Origin of the sequence: Burkholderia singularis, assembly GCF_001718875.1 — a bacterium.
GTDB classification, from domain to species: domain Bacteria; phylum Pseudomonadota; class Gammaproteobacteria; order Burkholderiales; family Burkholderiaceae; genus Burkholderia; species Burkholderia singularis.
Window position 1 is genome coordinate 1,004,932 of sequence record NZ_CP013448.1, and the last position, 19,068, is coordinate 1,023,999.

The window sequence follows — 19,068 nt, forward strand, 5'->3', positions numbered from 1 at the left end:
TGCGGCGGCCAGCCGGCTGCCGGCCGGCCGGGCGAGCGGCAAGCCGGGCCAGCCACGCAAGACCGGCAGCCACGCGCGCGCGCCGTCAAAAGCGCGGCAGCTCGGGATGCGGCAACAGCCCGCCGCGCACGTGCTGCCGCCCGTATTCCGCGCAGCGCGCGCGGATCGGAATGCCTTTGTCGGGATTGAGCAGGCCGGGCGGATCGAACGCGCGCTTGACCGCGAAGAACGCGTCGCGTTCCGCTTGCGAGAACTGCACGCACATCGCGTTCAGTTTCTCGACGCCGACGCCGTGCTCGCCCGTCACCGTGCCGCCCAGCTCGACGCAGGTTTCGAGGATGTCCGCGCCGAACGCCTCCGCGCGGTGCAGCTCGCCGGGGTCGTTCGCGTTGAACAGAATCAGCGGATGCATGTTGCCGTCGCCCGCGTGGAACACGTTGATGCAACGCAGCCCGTAGCGCGCTTCCATCTGCTCGATGCGCGCGAGCAGCGGCCCGATCGCGCGGCGCGGCACCGTGCCGTCCATGCAGTAATAGTCGGGCGAGATGCGGCCCGCGGCCGGAAACGCGTTTTTGCGGCCGGACCAGAAGCGCAGCCGCTCGCGCTCGCCACGCGACACCTGGATGCGCGTCGCGCCGTGCTCGCGCAGCACGGCGGTCATTTGCATGATTTCCTCGGCCACTTCCTCGGGCGTGCCGTCCGATTCGCATAGCAGGATCGCGGCGGCGTCCAGATCGTAGCCCGCCTGCGTGAACGCCTCGACTGCCTGCGTCGCGGGCTTGTCCATCATTTCGAGGCCGGCCGGCACGATGCCGGACGCGATGATCGCCGCCACCGCGTCGCCGCCCTTGACGACGTCGTCGAAGCTCGCCATCACGAGCTGCGCGGTTTGAGGTTTCGGGATCAGCTTGACCGTGACCTCGGTGACGATGACGAACATGCCTTCGCTGCCGATGGTCACGGCGAGCAGATCGAACCCCGGCGTGTCGAGCGCGAGCGAGCCGAATTCGACGATTTCGCCGTCGATCGTCACGCCGCGCACGCGCATCACGTTATGCACGGTGAGCCCGTACTTCAGACAATGGACGCCGCCCGAATTTTCCGCGACATTGCCGCCGATCGTGCAGGCGATCTGCGACGACGGATCGGGCGCGTAATAAAGCCCATATTGCGCGGCGGCCTCGGAGATCGCGAGATTGCGCACGCCGGGCTGCACGGTTGCCGTGCGCGCATACGAATCGACTTCGATAATCTTCGTGAGCCGCGCGAGCGACAGCACGACGCCGAGCGTGATCGGCAGCGCGCCGCCGGACAGGCTGGTGCCCGCGCCGCGCGGCACGATCGGCACGTCGAGCCGGTGGCAGATCTGCACGATGCGCTGCACCTGCGATTCGGTTTCCGGCAGCGCGACGGCGAGCGGCAGCCGCCGGTAGGCGGACATGCCGTCGCATTCGTACGCGGCGGTGTCCTCGTCGCGGTACAGCAGGCAATGGGTCGGCAGCACGGCCATCAGCGCCTGCACGACTTCGCGCTGACGCTGCGTGCGCAACTCGGCCGACAGCGCGTCGGGGGCGTTCATGTCTGCTCCTTGGTATCGGACGACGGCATCGGGCGGCGGCTTGCGTTCGTTGTCGTCATGCGTCGTCCATCGTGAAGATCTTGCCGGGATTCATCAGGTTGCGCGGATCGAGTGCGCGCTTGATCGCGCGCATCGCATCGAGCGCACATTCGCCATGCTCGGCGGCAAGAAACCGCATCTTGTGCAGCCCGACGCCGTGCTCGCCCGTACAGGTGCCCCCCATGCGCAGCGCGCGCGCGACGAGCCGGTCGTTCAGCGCTTCCGCCTCGGCGAACTCTTCGGGCTTGTCCGGATCGGTGAGCATCAGCACGTGGAAGTTGCCGTCGCCGACATGGCCGACGATCGGGCACAGCAGCGACGAAGCGTTCAGATCGGCCTCGGTTTGCTCGACGCACGCGGCAAGCTGCGAGATCGGCACGCACACGTCGGTCGTCACCGCGCGGCAGCCGGGCTTGAGTTGCAGCATCGAGAAGTAGGCGTGGTGACGCGCGGACCAGAGGCGCGTGCGGTCCTCGGGGCGCGTTGCCCATTCGAAGTCCGAGCCGGCATGCTGCGCGGCGAGCGCCTCGACTTGCTGCGCCTGCTCGCGCACGCCCGCCTCGGTGCCGTGGAATTCGAAGAAGAGCGTCGGCGCTTCGGCCAGCGTGAGATGCGCGGCGCGATTGATCGCGCGGATCGCGAGCGCGTCGACGAACTCGACGCGCGCGATCGGCACGCCGATCTGGATCGTTTCGATCACGGTGCGCACCGCCGCGCCCATCGACGGGAACGCGCAGACTGCCGCCGAAATCGCTTCGGGCTGCGGATGCAGCCGCACCGTGACGTCGACGATGACGCCGAGCGTGCCCTCCGAGCCGACGAACAGCCGCGTCAGATCGTAGCCCGCCGCCGATTTGCGCGCGCGCGTGCCGGTTTTCACGACACGGCCGTCCGCGAGCACCGCGCTCAAGCCCAGCACGTTCTCGCGCATCGTGCCGTAGCGCACGGCGTTCGTGCCGGATGCGCGCGTCGCGGTCATGCCGCCGAGGCTGGCATCCGCACCCGGATCGATCGGGAAGAACAGGCCCGTATCGCGCAGCGCGGCATTCAGCGCATGGCGCGTGACGCCGGGCTCGACGGTGGCGGTGAGGTCTTCCGCGTCGATCGACAGCACGCGGTTCATCCCGGACAAATCGACCGACACGCCGCCGCGCACGGCAAGCAGATGGCCTTCGAGCGACGAGCCGGCGCCGTAGGGAATCAGCGGCACGTCATGGCGCGCGCAGAGCAGCACGGCGTCGCGCACGTCGTCGAGCGTTTGCGCGAATACCACGGCGTCGGGCCATTGCGGATCGAATGGCGATTCGTCGCGGCCGTGGTGGGCGCGCACCGCGGCGCCCGTCGACATCCGCGTGCCGAAGCGCGCGGCGAGCGCGTCGATGAAGCCGGCCGGCAGCGCGCGTTGAGGCGGCTCGGGGTGGTTCACATGCGTCTCCGGTGCGAGTTGTTTGTTGTATCGACGTTTCGTCGAGTCCGCGGTGAGGCAGGTTGGGGCGGCCGGATCATTCTACGCTCGAAAGCGCGCGTCCCGGCGCGAGCGCCGCTGCGATAATAGGGATTTCACCGACGCGGCGCGGACCGCCGCGGATCATGGAGACATGGATGGGCAACCGCTTGAGCAAGATAGCGACGCGCACGGGCGACGACGGCACGACGGGCCTCGGCGACGGCAGCCGCGTGCGCAAGGACGGCGCGCGGATCGCGGCGATCGGCGACGTCGACGAGTTGAACTCGCACCTGGGCGTGCTGCTTGCCGAGCCGCTGCCGGATGAGATCCGCGCGGCGCTCGCGTCGATCCAGCACGATCTGTTCGATCTGGGCGGCGAGCTGTGCATACCTGGGCACACGGCGATCACCGATGCGCATCTCGCGCGCATCGACGCGTGGCTTGCGCATTACAACGCGCAACTGCCGCCGCTCAAGGAGTTCATCCTGCCGGGCGGCGCGCGCAGCGCGGCGCTCGCGCACGTGTGCCGGACCGTGTGCCGACGCGCGGAGCGCTCCATCGTCGCGCTCGGCGCGCATGAGGCGCTTGGCGCCGCGCCGTGCCGTTACGTGAACCGCTTGTCGGATCTGCTGTTCGTGCTGGCGCGCGTGCTGAACCGCGCGGCGGGCGGCGCCGACGTGTTGTGGGACCGCACGCGCGCCCAGTGAGCGCGGCGAGCGCGGCGGCACGAAGCCGCCGTGAGCATCGCTCAATCTTCCGATCAATGGTGTTATATTGCAGTGCGACAATTTGACCGTCGATGTCGCGCCTTTAAATATGTAAATTTAAAGCATCTTTTTTAGGGAGAACACTTCGATGACACAACTCACCGCTGATCAAATGGCGCGCGTGAAAGCGACCGCTCCGGTTCTCGCGCAACACGGCGTGACGATCACCAAACACTTCTACAGCCGGATGTTCGGGCGCCATCCGGAGCTGAAGCATGTGTTCAACCAGACTCATCAGAAAACCGGCAACCAGCCCGAGACGCTCGCGAAAGCGGTCTACGCGTATGCGGCACACATCGACGATCTCGGCGCGCTGAGCGGCGCGGTGTCGCGGATCGCGAACAAGCACGCGAGCCTGAACATCCGGCCGGAGCAGTATCCGATCGTCGGCGAGAACCTGCTCGCGTCGATCGTCGAAGTGCTCGGCGACGCGGTCGATGCCGACACGCTCGAAGCATGGCGCGTCGCATACGGCCAGCTCGCGCAGATCCTGATCGGCGCGGAGGCGAATCTGTACGCGGGCGCGGCGTGGAGCGGCTTTCGGCCGTTCCGGGTCGTGCGCAAGGTGCGCGAAAGCGACGAGATCACGTCGTTCTATCTGACGCCCGCCGACGGCGGCGCGGCGCCGTCGTTCGAGCCGGGCCAGTACGTGACGGTGAAGCGCTTCGTCGGCGATCTCGGGGTGGATCAGCCGCGCCAGTACAGCTTGTCCGATGCGCCGCACGGCAAATGGCTGCGCATCTCGGTCAAGCGCGAGGCCGGCCACGCAGATGCCGTGCCGGCCGGCAAGGTCTCGACGCTGCTGCATGACGGCGTCGAGGAGGGCGCGACCGTCGAGGTCACCGCGCCGATGGGCGATTTCACGCTCAAGCGCGAGGCCGGCACGCCGGTCGTGCTGATCTCGGGCGGCGTCGGCATCACGCCGATGGTGTCGATGGCGTCGACGTTGATTGCCGATGGCAGCCCGCGCGACATCCGCTTCATTCACGCATGCCGCTCGGGCGCGGTGCATGCGTTCCGCGATTGGCTGAACGACGTGGCGCGCGAGCATGCGAACGTCAAGCGCACGGTGCTCTACGAGCAGGTCGGCCCTGACGATCGCGCGGGCGTCGATCATGATGTGCAGGGGCGGTTCACGCCGGAGCGCATCGCGCAATACGCGCTCGTGCCGGACGCCGACTACTACGTATGCGGCCCGGTGGCGTTCATGAAGGCGCAGTGCGACGCGCTCGTCGCGCTTGGCGTCGCGCCGCAGCGCGTGCATACGGAAATCTTCGGCTCGGGCGTGCTTTCGTGACACGCTGACGGCCGATTGCCGGTCAACGCCAAGCCGCAAAAGCCCGGCTTGCCCTGAGCCGGGCAGGACAAGCCCGGCGTCGTGCGCGCCGGGCCGGCTCGCGGCGTGGTCAGTTTCCGCTGCCGCGCGCCACTCGCCGCGCCTTTACCGCCGCGGCGAGCCCTTCGAGCACCGTCACGCTGTCGTCCCAGTTGATGCATGCATCGGTGATGCTTTGGCCGTAGGTGAGCGCGCAGCCTTCCTTCAGATCCTGCCGCCCCTCGACGAGGTGCGATTCGACCATCACGCCGACGATCCGCTCGTCGCCCGCCGCGAGCTGGCGGCCGATGTCCGCGCATACCGGAATCTGATTCTCGTGCTTCTTCGAGCTGTTCGCATGGCTCGCATCGATCATCAGGCGCGCGGCGAGACCGGCGCGGCCGATGTCCGTGCACGCGGCGTTCACGCTGTTGGCGTCGTAGTTCGGCGTTTTGCCGCCGCGCAGGATCACGTGGCAGTCCTCGTTGCCGGCCGTCGACACGATCGCCGAATGGCCGCCCTTCGTCACCGACAGGAAATGGTGCGGCTGCGACGCGGCCTTGATCGCGTCGACCGCGATCTTCACGTTGCCGTCGGTGCCGTTCTTGAAGCCCACCGGGCACGACAGTCCCGATGCGAGTTCGCGGTGCACCTGCGACTCGGTCGTGCGCGCGCCGATCGCGCCCCACGAGACCAGATCGGCGATGTATTGCGGGCTGATCATGTCGAGGTATTCGGTGCCGGCCGGCAGGCCGAGCGCGTTGATCTGAAGCAGCAGCTCGCGCGCGATACGCAGGCCGTCGTTGATCTTGAAGCTGTTGTCGAGATGCGGATCGTTGATGAGCCCCTTCCAGCCGACCGTCGTGCGCGGCTTCTCGAAGTACACGCGCATCACGATCTCGAGTTCGTTCTTGAAGCGTTCGCGCTCGCCGACGAGCCGGTTCGCGTATTCGAGCGCCGCTTTCGTATCGTGGATCGAACACGGGCCGATGACGACGATCAGGCGATCGTCCATTCCGTGCAGAATCCGGTGCATCGCCTGGCGAGCGTTGTAGATGAGTTCCGACACGGCTTCCCCGAGTGCGAATTCGCGGATCAGGTGCGCGGGCGGAATCAGCTCTTTCAGCTCTCGGATGCGGACGTCGTCGGTATTGTGCGGGGGCATGCTTGGGTTCTCCAGTTCTAGGCGCCGCCCGGTGCAGGCTGGTGCGGCTCGCGAGTCAAATCAATGCGTCAAATCGGATACGGGAAAGCGGCGGGGCGAAAAAAAACCGCCGGGTTCGCCGGCGGTTTTTTCGGAATTTCGGTTGCGCTTCGTGCGCCATCACTCCTCTCGATCCGCCAGCGGCCTGAGATACCAAAAAAAGTAAAAATAAAACTTGGCAGACATGGCGAATGTGCGGTGCTGTAACGAGACAAGCGCGAAATAAGCGATAGACGATTTATACCCGGTCGCAACGCGGCTGGCAATCCCGCGCCTTCAAAAATGCGGATAATCCGCGCGCCGCTCTGCATTCGTGCGAATTGTCCGCGCGCCGATGCGGCAACGCCGCATTACGACGCGGTGCCGCCCACCGTCATGTTATCGAGACGCAGCGTCGGCTGGCCGACGCCGACAGGCACGCTCTGGCCTTCCTTGCCGCAGACGCCCACGCCGGTATCGAGCTTCATGTCGTTGCCGATCATGCTCACGTATTTCAGCGATTCCGGGCCGCTGCCGATCAGCGTCGCGCCTTTTACCGGATACGTGATCTTGCCGTTCTCGATCATGTACGCCTCGGATGCGGAGAACACGAACTTGCCGTTCGTGATGTCGACCTGGCCGCCGCCGAAATTCACCGCGTACAGCCCATGCTTGACCGACGCGATGATCTCCTGCGGATCTTTGTCGCCGTTGAGCATGTAGGTGTTCGTCATGCGCGGCATCGGCAGCGCCGCATACGATTCGCGCCGCGCATTGCCGGTGACGGGCATTTTCATCAGGCGCGCGTTCAGCGTGTCCTGGATGTAGCCCTTCAGGATGCCGTCCTCGATCAGCGCCGTGCACTGCGTGGGGTTGCCTTCGTCGTCGATGTTCAGCGAGCCGCGGCGGTTCGGCAGCGTGCCGTCGTCGACGACCGTCACGCCCTTCGCCGCGACCTGCTCGCCGATGCGGCCGGCGAATGCCGACGAACCCTTGCGGTTGAAGTCGCCCTCCAGGCCGTGGCCGATCGCCTCGTGCAGCAGCACGCCGGGCCAGCCGGGGCCGAGCACGACGGTCATCGCGCCGGCGGGCGCGGGGCGCGCGTCGAGATTCACGAGCGCGGCGTGCACCGCATCGTCGACGTAGCGGGCGAGCACGTCGTCGGTGAAATAGCCGTAGTCGAAGCGGCCGCCGCCGCCGCCCGTGCCGATCTCGCGGCGGCCGTTGTGCTCGGCGATCACGGTGACGGACACCCGCACGAGCGGGCGGATGTCGGCGGCAAGCGCGCCGTCGCTGCGCGCGACGAGCACGACGTCGTATTCGCCCGCGAGGCCCGCCATCACCTGCTTGATGCGCGGGTCGCGGCTGCGCGCCATTTGCTCGACACGCTCGAGCAGCTTCACTTTCGCGGTCGCGTCGAGCGACGCGAGCGGGTCGGCGGGCAGATACAGGTCGCGGCCCGAGACGCCCGTGAGCGACGCGGCCGCGCGAATCTTGCGCTTGCCACCGCCTGCCGCGGCGATTGCCTTCGTCGCGGCGGCCGCCTGGGCGATCGCGTCCGGCGACAGGTCGTCCGAGTAGGCGAACGCGGTGCGCTCGCCCGCGACCGCGCGCACGCCGACGCCCTGGTCGATACTGAAGCTGCCCGATTTGACGATGCCTTCCTCGAGGCTCCACGCTTCGCTGCGGGTCGCCTGAAAATACAGGTCCGCATAGTCGACACGGTGCGTGAAGATATCGGCGAGCGTGCGCGTGAGCAGCGCTTCGTCGAGGCCATACGGCGTGAGCAGGGTGTCCTTCGCGAGCGCGAGATTGCGGATGCCAGGTTCGATGATGTTCATGCGGATTCGGGGATTGTCGGAATCTGAAACGGTTGTCGGACGTTTTCGGTTATGAATGGGCGAGCGCGGCGGCTTTTCACCGGTTGCGGCCGCTTACGCGAGCACCCGGTGCCGCCACGCGGGCAGGCTTTGCCGCACCTCGGCGATCCGCGCCGGATCGACGTCGCCCGCGACGACGCCCGCGCCTTCGTCGCGCACCGCGACGATCTCGCCCCATGGATCGATCAGCATGCTATGGCCCCATGTGCGGCGGCCATTTTCATGCACGCCGCCTTGCGCGGCGGCAAGCACATAGCATTGGTTCTCGACCGCGCGGGCGCGCAGCAGCGTCTCCCAGTGCGCGCGGCCCGTGGTGTACGTGAATGCCGACGGCACGACGATCAGCGCGCAATCGCCCATTTGCCGGTAAAGCTCCGGGAAGCGCAGATCGTAACAGACCGACAGCCCGACCCGGCCAAACGGTGCATCGAATGTGCGCACCGCGCTGCCGGGGCGGATCGTGCGCGCTTCGTCGAACGATTCGTTGCCTTTGTCGAAACTGAACAGATGGATCTTGTCGTAGCGGGCCGTTTCGCGGCCCTGCGGATCGAACACGAGCGTCGTGTTCAGCACGCGCGCGGGCTCGGGCGCTTTCAGCGGCAGCGTGCCGCCGATCACCCAGACGCCGTGTTCGCGCGCGGCATCGGCGAGAAAGCGCTGCAACGGGCCGTCGCCGTAAGGCTCGGCGTGCGCGAGCTTGTCGGTGTCGCGCATGCCCATCAGGCAGAAATATTCGGGCAGCAGCACGAGCTGCGCGCCCGCCGCGGCCGCACTGGCGATCAGCCGGCCGGCGTCGGCCTGATTGCGTGCCGGATCGGGCGTGCTGACCATCTGCAGCGCGGCGACGCGAAACGGCTTGTTGGACGAATGGCTGTCGGTCATGGTGAATTCAGCGGCACAAAATAGGGTGCGAGCCGGGACGCCAGCGCGCCTATCGCGTACATCAACGGCGGGCTTCGGGCGTGTCGTCCATCTTAACCCGTTCGCCGCGCGTGCGCTCGATGTGCGGATGCGCCCACGAGCCGGTGATCGCATAGTCGATCGCGAACGCGTGCGCGAGCGTCTCCGACAGCGCGAGGTTCGCGGCCAGCACGCCGAGGCCGAGCAGCGGGTTGACGATGGCCGCGCCGATCGCCGCCGCGCTCGCGCTGATCTTCGGCGCGACGTGCGCGTCGAGTTGCTGCGTTTCGTTCGCGAGATCGACCGAGCCTTTCACCGTGACCTTCGCGGGTGCCGCCGTCATCTGGAAATCCTGCGTGCGCGCGATGCCGTTGGCGATCTGCCCGGTGCCGGTGATCTTCTCGAACGGCAGCCCCTTGCCGATGACGTCGCGAAAGTCGAGCGTCAGGAAGCGCGCGAGGCCTTGCAGGCTCAGCACGCCGAGCAGCTTCGCCGCGCCCGGATCGACCTTCAGGATCTGGCCGTGCTCGAGATCGAGCGACAGGTGGCCGCCGAGCGTCGGATAGTCGATCGACGTGGGGCCGCCGCGCCAGCCGACTTTGCCCGACAGCGTGCCGCGCCCGTTCTTCACGGTGCGCGGCAGGCCGACGCGCTCGAGCAGCTCGCCCGCGTCGTCGATCGCGAGCGTGAAGTCGAACACCGTGCGGCGTGGCGCGTCGTCTTCGTCCACGCCGCGCGCGAGCGAGCGGCGCGACGTGCGCCAGTTCGCCGTTGCGGTGAGCTTCGCGGCCGGGTTCTTGAGTTCGAGCTTGTCGAGCTGCCAGACCGGGATGCCGTTTTCGTCGACGTTGCGCGCGTCGACTTCGAGCCGTCCGATGTCGTGGCCGTGCGCCACCACCTGATCGACGATGACGTCGATCGCGGGCATCGCGCGGTTCGCCGGCGTGGGCAGGTCGATCGCGCGGCCGACGAGATCGTGCTCGGCGCTATCCGGGATCACGAGTTTCGCGAGCCGCGCGCTCAGCACGCCCGCGCCCGTCGGGCCGCCGCCCGGCGCCCACGACAGATAGCCGGATACCTGATTCGATGCGATATTGGCCTGCCACAGCTCATCGACGTGCGATGCGCCGACGATCACGTTTTCCCAATTGCGCTTGAGCAGCTTCAGCGTATCGAGGTGGAACGCGAAGCGCTTCGGCGCGAAGCTCGCGAGATCGATGGCGGGTGGCCGCGCCTGCACTGCCGGCTCCGGCGCGGCCGCCGGCGCGCGCAGCGACTGCGCGAACGCGAGCCACGCGTCGGCGTCGAGTTCGCGCATGTCGAGCGCGGCGCTCACGCCTTCCTGCGGCATGTCGGGCATCCGGTTCATCCCGAGCGTGCCGCGTACCGCGCGTATGGCCGAGCCGGGCTTCACGTCGAGCAGATAGGCCGCGGCGATCGGGCCGAGCGTGAAGCTCGCGCGCTCGAGCGTTTGGCCGCCCGGCTGCGGCTCGGGCGCGAACGTGAAGTGCAGCGGCATCGGCGTGCCGGCCGGCTTGGCGAGCGGCGCGGGAAAATTCAGCGCGATGCCCGTCAAGTCGGAGCGCGCGTCGATTTCGGGCAGCCCGCCCTTCGCGCCGCGCACCGCGAGCCGGTAAGGCGCTTCGCCCACGACGCGTTCGAGCGCGGCGGCGGCCGCGCCGCGCAGGTTCAGGTTCATGCCGCGAGCGGTATCCACCGACGCGCGGCCGTCGATGTCGAACGCATAGCGGCCGTTTTCCGCGAGTGAGCCGCGCGCGCGCAGCTCGCCGCCCGCAAAGCGCGCGGTGAGCCCGTCGACCGACGCGGTGCGCTGCGTGAAGCGCACGTTGCCGCGCAGTTGCGAGAGACTCGGCACGCCGTCGGCTTCGAGCGTGTTGCCGTCGAAGCCGAGCGTGCCCTCGACGCCCACGTGCGGATGCGAGACGTGCTGCGGAATGTCGAGCTTGAGCGCGAGCGTCGCTGGGCCTTGCGCGCGCACCCGCTCGCCGAGGTGCCCGGTGATGCCGGCAAGCGCGCTGTGGTTCGCGTAATCGAGCAGATCGGCGAGCGGGCCGCGCCCGCGCCCTTCAATGACGAGCGGCGAGCGGGCCGGATTGCCCAGATCGTCGATGCGGCCGGTCGCGCCGGTGAGCGCGAATCCTTTGTAGCGCGCGCGGGCGATGTCAAAGCGCAGCTTGTTCTGCTTGAGTTCGAACCGGCCGTCGATGCCGTCGAATGCCGGCCAGACGTTCGGCGTGCCGTTTTGGAGCTCCCGCGGCGGCTGAGGGGTCGGCTCGAAGCGGCCGCCCGAAAATGGCGCGACGATATGGAATACGCCCGCGTTCGGGTCGTGCTCATAGGGAAATTCTTCGAGCGGGCCCTTGGCGACGATCGTCGCGCCTTTGTTGATCTGCCCGGCCTGCAACGCATGGCCGAGGTACTGGCGCAGATTTTCGGACAGGCTCGTCGGCAGGTAGCGCGCAATGTGCGCGATGGCCGCGCGCTCGAAGTTCGCCGTCAGATCGAGCGAGCCGCGGCCGTGACCGGGGTTCGCGTAGCGGCCGGCGACCGAGATCGCGGCGTCGGCGTTCTCGACGCGCAATTCGGGCACCGCGACGTCGACTTGCGCATGTTGCCCGCCGGCGGCCGCCGGCGTGACGGTCCAGCTTGCGCGGCCGCGCAGCCGGTCGAACGTCAGGCGCGGATCGTCGAACACGCCCGGCACGGTGACGGCCGCGTCCACGCAATCCACGCTGACCGAGCCGCCTTGCTCGTTGGCGTCCACATGTCCCCACAGATTCTCGACGCCCGGAATCCCGACGCGCGGATGGCCGTGCGCCGACAACCCCGGCGGCGGCTCCTGCGCTTCGATGCTGATGCCCTGCAGATCTCCCTGGAACCGGTAGCGGATGATCGGCGCGGTGCCGCTTTGCCGCTCCTGATCGACGAGCGCGGCGGTCTCGGGCTTGGCGCGCTCGACTTCCAGCGCGTAGTTGGCGACGAGCCCGCGCGGATCGAAGCGCACGAGTTCGTTGCGCAGCCGCGCGGGCAGCGGCAGCCCGCGGACGAACTCGGACAGGATGCCGAAGTCCACGCGATCGCCCGACACCGACAGCAACTGGCCTTCGTCGACGTTCGGCACGCGATAGCGCGCGCTCAGCGTGTGCAGCGAGAGCGCGCGCGACAGCGGCGTGCCGTCCGGCAGCGCAGGCTGGCTGAGTTCGGCGTGCAGCCGCGACAGATGCAGCGTGTAGTCGCGCTTCGGGTCGATCGCGAGATCCCAGCCGAAGCGCGCGATCGGGATGTCCAGGCGCGGCTGGGTCGGGCGCACGCGCAGCGCGACGTCGTAGCCGTGCAATTCGCCGCTCGCGGTTTGCAGGTGGCCGTTGCCGAAGCGCGCCCAGATCTTGTTGTCGATCAGGCCCGCGTAGGCGGTGAGCCGGATGTCCGCATAGCGGGAAAGCGTGGGCAGATCGACGGGGCCTGTCGACAGATATGCGTCGCCCGTCCAGTTCGACGGCTTGCCGACCGGCGCAAGCGGCTTGTGCGTGAAGCGCGCGCGAAAATCCAGCGGGCCGCGCAGCAGCGTGCCGTTCGCGGGGGCCTGCAATGCGAGCCGGTGGATGAGTCCGTCGTTGAGCACTGCGATGCGAATGCCGTTGAGCGCAAGCTCCGGCGCGTCGTGCTGCGCGTCGCGCCAGCGCAGCGTGCCGCCGCGCAGCACGATCGCCTCCTGCTTGAGCAGCCACGCGCTGAACGTATCGTCGGCATGGGTTTTCGTCGTCGTCGGAACGGCGACGCCCGCGATGAACAGCGTGCCGTCGGCCGAGCGCTCTGCGAGCAGATCGGGCGCGTCGACGACGAGGCTCGACAGCGTCGGCGCGAGTTGCGCAAGCGAGCGCCACGACAGCGCCGCGCTTGCGTGCGGCACCGACAGCGCGAGCTTGCCGTGCCGGTCGCGAATCGTCAGGCTGGTGATGTCGACGCCGGGTTGCATTCCCGACCAGTGCGGCGCGAGCCGGCCTATCCTGAGTTCGGCATGCAGCTTTTCCGATACGAAGCTTTCAATCCGCGGACGGAACTCGTCGATGCGCGGCAGCAGCAGGTAGCGCAGCCCGAGAAACAGTGCGGCCGCGATGAAGTAGACCGCGATCGCGATCGCCAGCACGCCCTTGAACACGCGACGCAGGACCGGGTGATCGTGCTGCGGAGGTCCGGCTACGGGCGTTGAGGCGGAATCCTGGCGGTCGGACATGCGGCGAAGGAGGGGCGATGTGGTAGCTTTAGGTCGCTTGCTGACTAACGTCCAACTGTATCACACGGGTTACCCCCGGGCGGGCCTCGACGGCCGCCTGTGTGGGCTGTCCAGCCTTTCTCAGCGCAATGCGCGCCCGACGATGACCGACGCCTCCGCTTTGCTGTCCCTTTCGTATTCGCATTATCTGGCGCGCGCGGCAGCGGCGCGGCCCGCGCTCGCCGAGCGGATCGCCGCGTGGGCGGCCGCGCCCGTCACGCGCGCGGCGCTCGACGCGCGCTTTGCCGAGCTGCTCGCCGAAGGCGGCGCGCCGCCGGCCGAGGAATCGTTGAGGCGTGCGCTGCGGCAGCTGCGCATCGAAGCGTTCGGTGCGCTCGCCGAGCGCGATCTGGCCGGCCGCGCCGACGTTGCCGAAGTGACTGGCACGATGACCGATCTGGCCGAACTGGCGATCCAGCGTTCGCTAGCGCTGCTGTCCACGGAACTCGGCGCGCTGTTCGGCGAGCCTCGCGGCCCGGCGGGCGAGCCGCTCGTGCTCGGCGTGGTCGGGATGGGCAAGCTCGGCGGCCGCGAACTCAACGTGTCGTCCGACATCGACCTGATCTTCGTCTACGAGGACGACGGCGAGACGGCGGGCGGCAGCCGCGCGCCGATTTCCACGCACGAGTTTTTCACCCGGCTCGGCCGGCGGCTGATCGGCGTGCTGTCCGAGGTGACCGCCGACGGCTACGTGTTTCGCGTCGATATGCGGCTGCGCCCGAACGGCGATTCCGGCCCGCTCGTATGCAGCCTCGGCATGCTCGAGGAATATTTTTATGTGCAGGGCCGCGAGTGGGAACGCTATGCGTGGATCAAGGGCCGGCTCGTGTCCGAGCAGCACAGCGACGCGGCGCAACGTCTCGCGCGGCAGCTCGACGCGATCGTCAAGCCGTTCGTCTATCGGCGCTATCTCGATTTCGGCGTGATCGGCGCGATCCGCTCGCTGCACGAGCAGATCCGCGACGAGGCGCGGCGGCGCGCGACGATGCGCCCGGACAAGGCCGACGACATCAAGCTCGGCCGCGGCGGCATCCGCGAGATCGAATTCAGCGCGCAGGTGTTCCAGTTGATACGCGGCGGGCAGGACGCCGGCTTCCGGGTGCGGCCGACGCTCGCGGTGTTGCGCCACGCGAGCGCGCGCGGGCTGATCGGCGACGACGTGCGCGCCGGCCTGACCGACGCGTATCTGTTTCTGCGCACGCTCGAGCACCGGCTGCAATACCGCAACGACGCGCAGACCCACGCGATGCCCGTCGATCCCGACGAGCGCGCGGCGCTGGCCGCGTCGCTCGGGTTTGCTGATTACGCGGCGCTCACGGTGGCGCTCGAGCGCCACCGCGCATTCGTCGAGGCGCAGTTCGATCAGGTGTTCGCCGACAAGGCGGCCGACGGCCGAGGCCGCGCCGACGCTGGCGAAGCGGGCCGAATCTGGAGCGCCGCGCTCGGCGACGACAGCGCCGACGACGCGCTCGCCGCGCGCCTGGGCGGGCTCGGTTTCGCCGATCCGGCGGCGATGCTCGCGCGGCTCAAGGCAATCTGGCGCTCGTCGCGCTATGCCGGCTTGCCGGAGACGAGCCGGGTGCGCTTCGAGCGCGTCGCGCAGCGCGCGCTCGAAGCCGCGCCGCGCATCGACGCCGCGCACCGCGACGAAACCGTCGCGCGCTTTTTCGACCTGCTCGAGACGGTCGGCCGCCGCGGCGCGTATCTCGCGCTGCTGACCGAGTACCCGGCGGCGCTCGAACGCGTGCTGTCGGTGCTCGGCGCGACGCGCTGGGGCGGCAGCTACCTGATCCGCCATCCGCAACTGCTCGACGAGTTGCTCGACGACGAGGCGATCGACAGCCCGTTCGACTGGCAGGCGTTCAAGGGCGCGCTGCGCGCGCGGCTTGCCGCCGCCGACGGCGCGGAGCAGCAGATGGACCTGCTGCGTCATGCTCAGCATGCCGAAGTGTTCCGGATTCTGCTGATCGACCTGGCGGGCAAGCTGTCGGTCGAGCATGTGAGTGACCGCCTGTCGGAGCTTGCCGATGCGGTGCTCGACGTGACGATCGAAGTCGTCTGGTCGCAACTCGCGAAGCGCCACCGCGATACGCCGCGCTTCGCGGCGATCGCATACGGCAAGCTCGGCGGCAAGGAGCTGGGCTACGCGTCGGATCTCGACCTGATTTTCCTGTATGACGACCCGGACGAGCGCGCGGCCGACGTCTACACGACGTTCGCGCGGCGTCTGATCACGTGGCTCACCACCGCGACGGGCGCGGGCACGCTGTTCGACATCGATCTGCGGTTGCGGCCGAACGGCGAGGCGGGCCTGCTCGTCACCGATCTGGACGCGTTCCGGCGCTATCAATTGCGCGAGGGCGACGCGGCGAACACCGCATGGGTATGGGAACATCAGGCGCTCACGCGCGCGCGCCACAGCGCGGGCGACGCCGCGATCGGCGCGGCGTTCGAGGCGATCCGCGTGCAGGTGCTGACGATGCCGCGCGATGCGGCGGTGCTCGCGCGGGAGATTGTTGGAATGCGCGACAAGGTGCTCGCCGGGCACCCGAACACCAGCGCGCTGTTCGATCTGAAGCACGATCGAGGCGGGATGGTCGACGTCGAGTTCATCGTCCAGTATTGGGTGCTGCTGCACGCGGCGCGGCACCCGGGGATGATCCGCAATACCGGCAATATCGCGCTGCTGCGCGAGGTCGCGCGCTTCGGGCTGATGAGCGAGGCGGAGGCCGAGACGGTCGGCGCCGCGTACCGGACTTACCGGCGGCTGCAACACCGGCTGCGGCTCGACGGGATGGAGAAGGCGCGGGTCGAGCCGCAGCGGGTTGCCGACGAGCGCGCGGCGGTGGCCGCGCTGTGGGCGCGGGTGTTCGGGTAGGGCGCGCGACGCGCGGCGGCTCGAACGCGCGGCGGTCCGCAAGCGCTGGCGCGGCGGGCGCTGCCGGTTGGCCGCCACCAGCCCCGTATCACGCGGTCAGCATTTCCTTCGCGTGCCGGCGCGTGGTTGCGGTGATTTCGAGTCCGCCCAGCATTCGCGCGACTTCCTCGATCCGGCTCGCTTTATCGAGCGCGACGACGCTCGAGACGGTGCCACCCCGCGTATCCTGTGCCTTCGCGACCTGGAAGTGCTGATCGCCGCGCGCGGCGACCTGCGGCAGATGCGTGACGCACAGCACTTGCCGCATGCGCCCGAGCTGGTGCAAAAGCCGCCCGACCACCTCGGCGACGCCGCCGCCGATGCCAGTGTCGACTTCGTCGAAGATCAGTGTCGGCGTCGGGCTCGCCGCGCTCGCGATCACCGCGAGCGCGAGGCTGATGCGCGCGAGTTCGCCGCCCGATGCGACCTTCGCGAGCGGCCGCAGCGGCACGCCCGGATGGCCCGCGACACGGAACTCGATCTGCTCGAGGCCGTGCGCGCCGCCTTGTTCGAGCGGCACCAGCGCGACCTCGAAGCTGCCGCCGGCCATCGACAGTTCCTGCATCCCCGCCGTCACCGCCGCGCCGAGCGCCTTGGCGGCCGCCTTGCGCGCTTTCGACAGCCGCTTCGCGTCGGCGAGATACGCGTCCCTCGCGCGCTCGGCGGCCGCGTGCAGCGCGGTGAGGTCGGCGGCGGCGTCGAGTTCGGCCAGTTGCGCGCGGCGCGCGGCATGCTCGTCGTGCAGCGTCTCGGGTGGCAGCCGGAATTTGCGGGCGGTGGAGTGCAACGCGTCCAGACGCGTTTCGACTTGCGCGAGCCTGTCCGGATCGAGATCGAGCCGCTGCGCGCAATGCGACAGCGAATACGACGCTTCCTGCAACTGGATTTCGGCCGGTTCGAGCGACGCAAGCACGTCGTTGAGCGCCGGATCGTATTCGGCGAGGCTTCTGAGCTTCGATACGATCGCGCGCAGTTGCGTGAGCATCGCGCCGTCGGATTCGGAAATCGCGGCGAGCGCGCCCTGCACGCCGTCGATCAGGTTCGCCGAATGCGTGAGCCGCTTGTGCTCGGCGCTGATCTCGTCCCATTCGCCCGGCAACGGCGCGAGCTTGTCGAGTTCGGCGAGCTGCCACGCGAGCTTTTCGCGTTCGAGCTGACGCTCGCGCTCGTGCGACAGCGCGGCTTCAATCGCGGCGCTCGCGTCGCGCCACGCGCGAAAACGGCGCGCGACGGCCGCCGCGTCGTCGGCGAGCCCCGCATGCGTGTCGAACAATTCGCGCTGCGCGTCCGCGCGCATCAGCAATTGGTGCGCATGCTGGCCATGAATGTCGACGAGCATTTCGCCCACTTCGCGCAGTTGCGCGAGCGTCGCGCTCGTGCCGTTGATGAACGCGCGCGAGCGGCCGTTCGCGTCGATCACGCGCCGCAGCATCACCGTGTCGTCGGCGTCGAACGCGTGTTCGTCGAGCCAGCGCGCGACGCGCTCGTGCGGCGTGAATTCTGCGCTGATGTCGGCGCGGCTGCTGCCGGTGCGCACGACGCTCGCGTCGGCGCGCTCGCCGAGCGCGAGTGCGAGCGCATCGATCAGGATGGATTTGCCGGCGCCCGTTTCGCCTGAGAAGACGGTGAAGCCGGTGTCGAATTCGAGGTCGAGCGCGGCGACGATGACGAAGTCGCGGATCGAGAGATGGCGGAGCATGGGTGTTGGGCGGCGAAGGAGAACGTCAGGAAGCGGGATCGTCGTCTGCTTCGGTCGACGGATGTTCGTTCCAGTGCAGCTTCTTGCGCAGCGTCGCATAGTAGCTGTAGCCGACCGGGTGCAGGAACGGCACCATGTATTTGGAGCGGCGCACCTCGATCGTGTCGTTCAGCTCGAGCGCGGTGAACGATTGCATGTCGAAGTTCACGTTCACGTCGCGGCCACTGACGATCCGGATGGCGATCTTCGAATCGTCCGGCAGCACGATCGGCCGGTTCGACAGCGCGTGCGGCGCGATCGGCACGAGCACGATGCCTTGCAATTGCGGATGCAGGATCGGCCCCGACGACGACAGCGCATACGCGGTCGAGCCGGTCGGGGTGGCGACGATCAAGCCGTCGGAGCGCTGGTTGTACATGAAGCGGCCGTCGACCGACACGCGCAGCTCGGCCATCCCGGAAAAGCCGCTGCGATTGACGACCACGTCGTTGAACGCGAGCGCGTGGTAGATCGGCTCGCCGTCGCGCACGATCCGCGCTTCGAGCAGCGTGCGCTCCTCACGTTCGTAGCTGCCAGCGAGCATGGCCGGCACGACGTCCTTCATGTCGGACGCCGGGATATCGGTGATGAAGCCGAGGCGGCCGTGGTTGATGCCGATGAGCGGCGTTTTATACGGCGCGAGCTGGCGGCCGATGCCGAGCATCGTGCCGTCGCCGCCGAGCACCACCGCGACGTCGGCGCGCGCGCCGATCTCGGCGGGCGTGAGCGCCGGGTAGCCGGCCGCATGGCCGGCGGCACCGATCGCCTGCGCGGTGTCTGCCTCGAACACGACTTCGAAGCCGCGCTTGGCGATGCACGCGGCAAGCGTCGTCAGCGGCTCGACGATGCCCGGCGTGTTGCTGCGCCCGACGAGCGCGACGGTGTGGAATTGATGGCCGATTTTCATGCCGGCATTACACCATAGCTCGATGACGAAAAGAACCGCCCGGCGCGCCGGGCGCGGCAAAACGGCTGCTGCGCCCCGCAGCGCGCGGCAAGCGCCGCAGAC

11 protein-coding genes are annotated in these 19,068 nt (G+C 68.4%); 3 read left to right on the forward strand and 8 right to left on the reverse strand.

What is annotated here, in order from left to right:
- Positions 1–85: 85 nt before the first annotated feature.
- Positions 86–1,579 carry an FAD-linked oxidase C-terminal domain-containing protein gene (locus AQ611_RS04615; protein ID WP_069233827.1) on the reverse strand — a complete coding sequence of 498 codons (1,494 nt, stop codon included), beginning with the start codon at positions 1,577–1,579 and terminating at the stop codon, positions 86–88.
- A gap of 55 nt (positions 1,580–1,634) precedes the next feature.
- Positions 1,635–3,044 (reverse strand): FAD-binding oxidoreductase, encoded by a 1,410-nt coding sequence (locus AQ611_RS04620; RefSeq protein WP_069233828.1) that lies wholly within the window; start codon positions 3,042–3,044, stop codon positions 1,635–1,637.
- Positions 3,045–3,220: 176 nt separating this feature from the next.
- Here AQ611_RS04620 and AQ611_RS04625 point away from each other — a divergent pair, with 176 nt between their 5' ends.
- Together AQ611_RS04625 and hmpA are read left to right on the forward strand one after the other, a co-directional pair.
- Positions 3,221–3,772 carry a cob(I)yrinic acid a,c-diamide adenosyltransferase gene (locus AQ611_RS04625; protein WP_059512942.1) on the forward strand — a complete coding sequence of 184 codons (552 nt, stop codon included), beginning with the start codon at positions 3,221–3,223 and terminating at the stop codon, positions 3,770–3,772.
- A gap of 148 nt (positions 3,773–3,920) precedes the next feature.
- Entirely contained in the window at positions 3,921–5,129 is a 1,209-nt protein-coding gene (hmpA, locus tag AQ611_RS04630) for an NO-inducible flavohemoprotein (protein ID WP_069233829.1), read from the forward strand.
- Between the two features lie 109 nt (positions 5,130–5,238).
- Here the strand turns inward: hmpA and aroG are convergent, their stop codons facing one another.
- From aroG to AQ611_RS04650, 4 genes are all read right to left on the reverse strand, one after another.
- Positions 5,239–6,312, reverse strand: a complete 1,074-nt coding sequence (aroG, locus tag AQ611_RS04635; protein ID WP_069233830.1) for a 3-deoxy-7-phosphoheptulonate synthase AroG — start codon at positions 6,310–6,312, stop codon at positions 5,239–5,241.
- A 389-nt stretch (positions 6,313–6,701) separates the two neighbouring features.
- Positions 6,702–8,171: a metalloprotease TldD gene (tldD, locus tag AQ611_RS04640; protein WP_069233831.1), complete on the reverse strand. Its 1,470-nt coding sequence runs from the start codon at positions 8,169–8,171 to the stop codon at positions 6,702–6,704.
- A 93-nt stretch (positions 8,172–8,264) separates the two neighbouring features.
- A complete protein-coding gene (locus AQ611_RS04645; protein ID WP_069233832.1) occupies positions 8,265–9,092 on the reverse strand; it encodes a carbon-nitrogen hydrolase family protein in 828 nt (275 codons plus the stop codon).
- Positions 9,093–9,153: 61 nt separating this feature from the next.
- The gene (locus tag AQ611_RS04650) at positions 9,154–13,365 is read right to left on the reverse strand and encodes a YhdP family protein (RefSeq protein WP_069233833.1); all 4,212 of its coding nucleotides are present in this window, start codon (positions 13,363–13,365) and stop codon (positions 9,154–9,156) included.
- Positions 13,366–13,507: 142 nt separating this feature from the next.
- Here AQ611_RS04650 and glnE point away from each other — a divergent pair, with 142 nt between their 5' ends.
- A complete protein-coding gene (gene glnE / locus AQ611_RS04655; protein WP_069233834.1) occupies positions 13,508–16,282 on the forward strand; it encodes a bifunctional [glutamate--ammonia ligase]-adenylyl-L-tyrosine phosphorylase/[glutamate--ammonia-ligase] adenylyltransferase in 2,775 nt (924 codons plus the stop codon).
- Between the two features lie 88 nt (positions 16,283–16,370).
- Here glnE and recN read toward each other — a convergent pair whose 3' ends face one another.
- Positions 16,371–18,020 carry a DNA repair protein RecN gene (recN, locus tag AQ611_RS04660; protein ID WP_069233835.1) on the reverse strand — a complete coding sequence of 550 codons (1,650 nt, stop codon included), beginning with the start codon at positions 18,018–18,020 and terminating at the stop codon, positions 16,371–16,373.
- Positions 18,021–18,045: 25 nt separating this feature from the next.
- Positions 18,046–18,966 carry an NAD kinase gene (locus AQ611_RS04665; protein WP_059512895.1) on the reverse strand — a complete coding sequence of 307 codons (921 nt, stop codon included), beginning with the start codon at positions 18,964–18,966 and terminating at the stop codon, positions 18,046–18,048.
- Positions 18,967–19,068 lie beyond the last annotated feature (102 nt).

Coding starts and splice junctions, on each gene's coding strand:
- AQ611_RS04665 (WP_059512895.1), bottom strand. CDS start 18,966: ATGAAAATCGGCCATCAATTCCACACCGTCGCGCTCGTCGGGCGCAGC.
- AQ611_RS04645 (WP_069233832.1), bottom strand. CDS start 9,092: ATGACCGACAGCCATTCGTCCAACAAGCCGTTTCGCGTCGCCGCGCTG.
- hmpA (WP_069233829.1), top strand. CDS start 3,921: ATGACACAACTCACCGCTGATCAAATGGCGCGCGTGAAAGCGACCGCT.
- tldD (WP_069233831.1), bottom strand. CDS start 8,171: ATGAACATCATCGAACCTGGCATCCGCAATCTCGCGCTCGCGAAGGAC.
- glnE (WP_069233834.1), top strand. CDS start 13,508: ATGACCGACGCCTCCGCTTTGCTGTCCCTTTCGTATTCGCATTATCTG.
- recN (WP_069233835.1), bottom strand. CDS start 18,020: ATGCTCCGCCATCTCTCGATCCGCGACTTCGTCATCGTCGCCGCGCTC.
- aroG (WP_069233830.1), bottom strand. CDS start 6,312: ATGCCCCCGCACAATACCGACGACGTCCGCATCCGAGAGCTGAAAGAG.
- AQ611_RS04615 (WP_069233827.1), bottom strand. CDS start 1,579: ATGAACGCCCCCGACGCGCTGTCGGCCGAGTTGCGCACGCAGCGTCAG.
- AQ611_RS04625 (WP_059512942.1), top strand. CDS start 3,221: ATGGGCAACCGCTTGAGCAAGATAGCGACGCGCACGGGCGACGACGGC.
- AQ611_RS04650 (WP_069233833.1), bottom strand. CDS start 13,365: ATGTCCGACCGCCAGGATTCCGCCTCAACGCCCGTAGCCGGACCTCCG.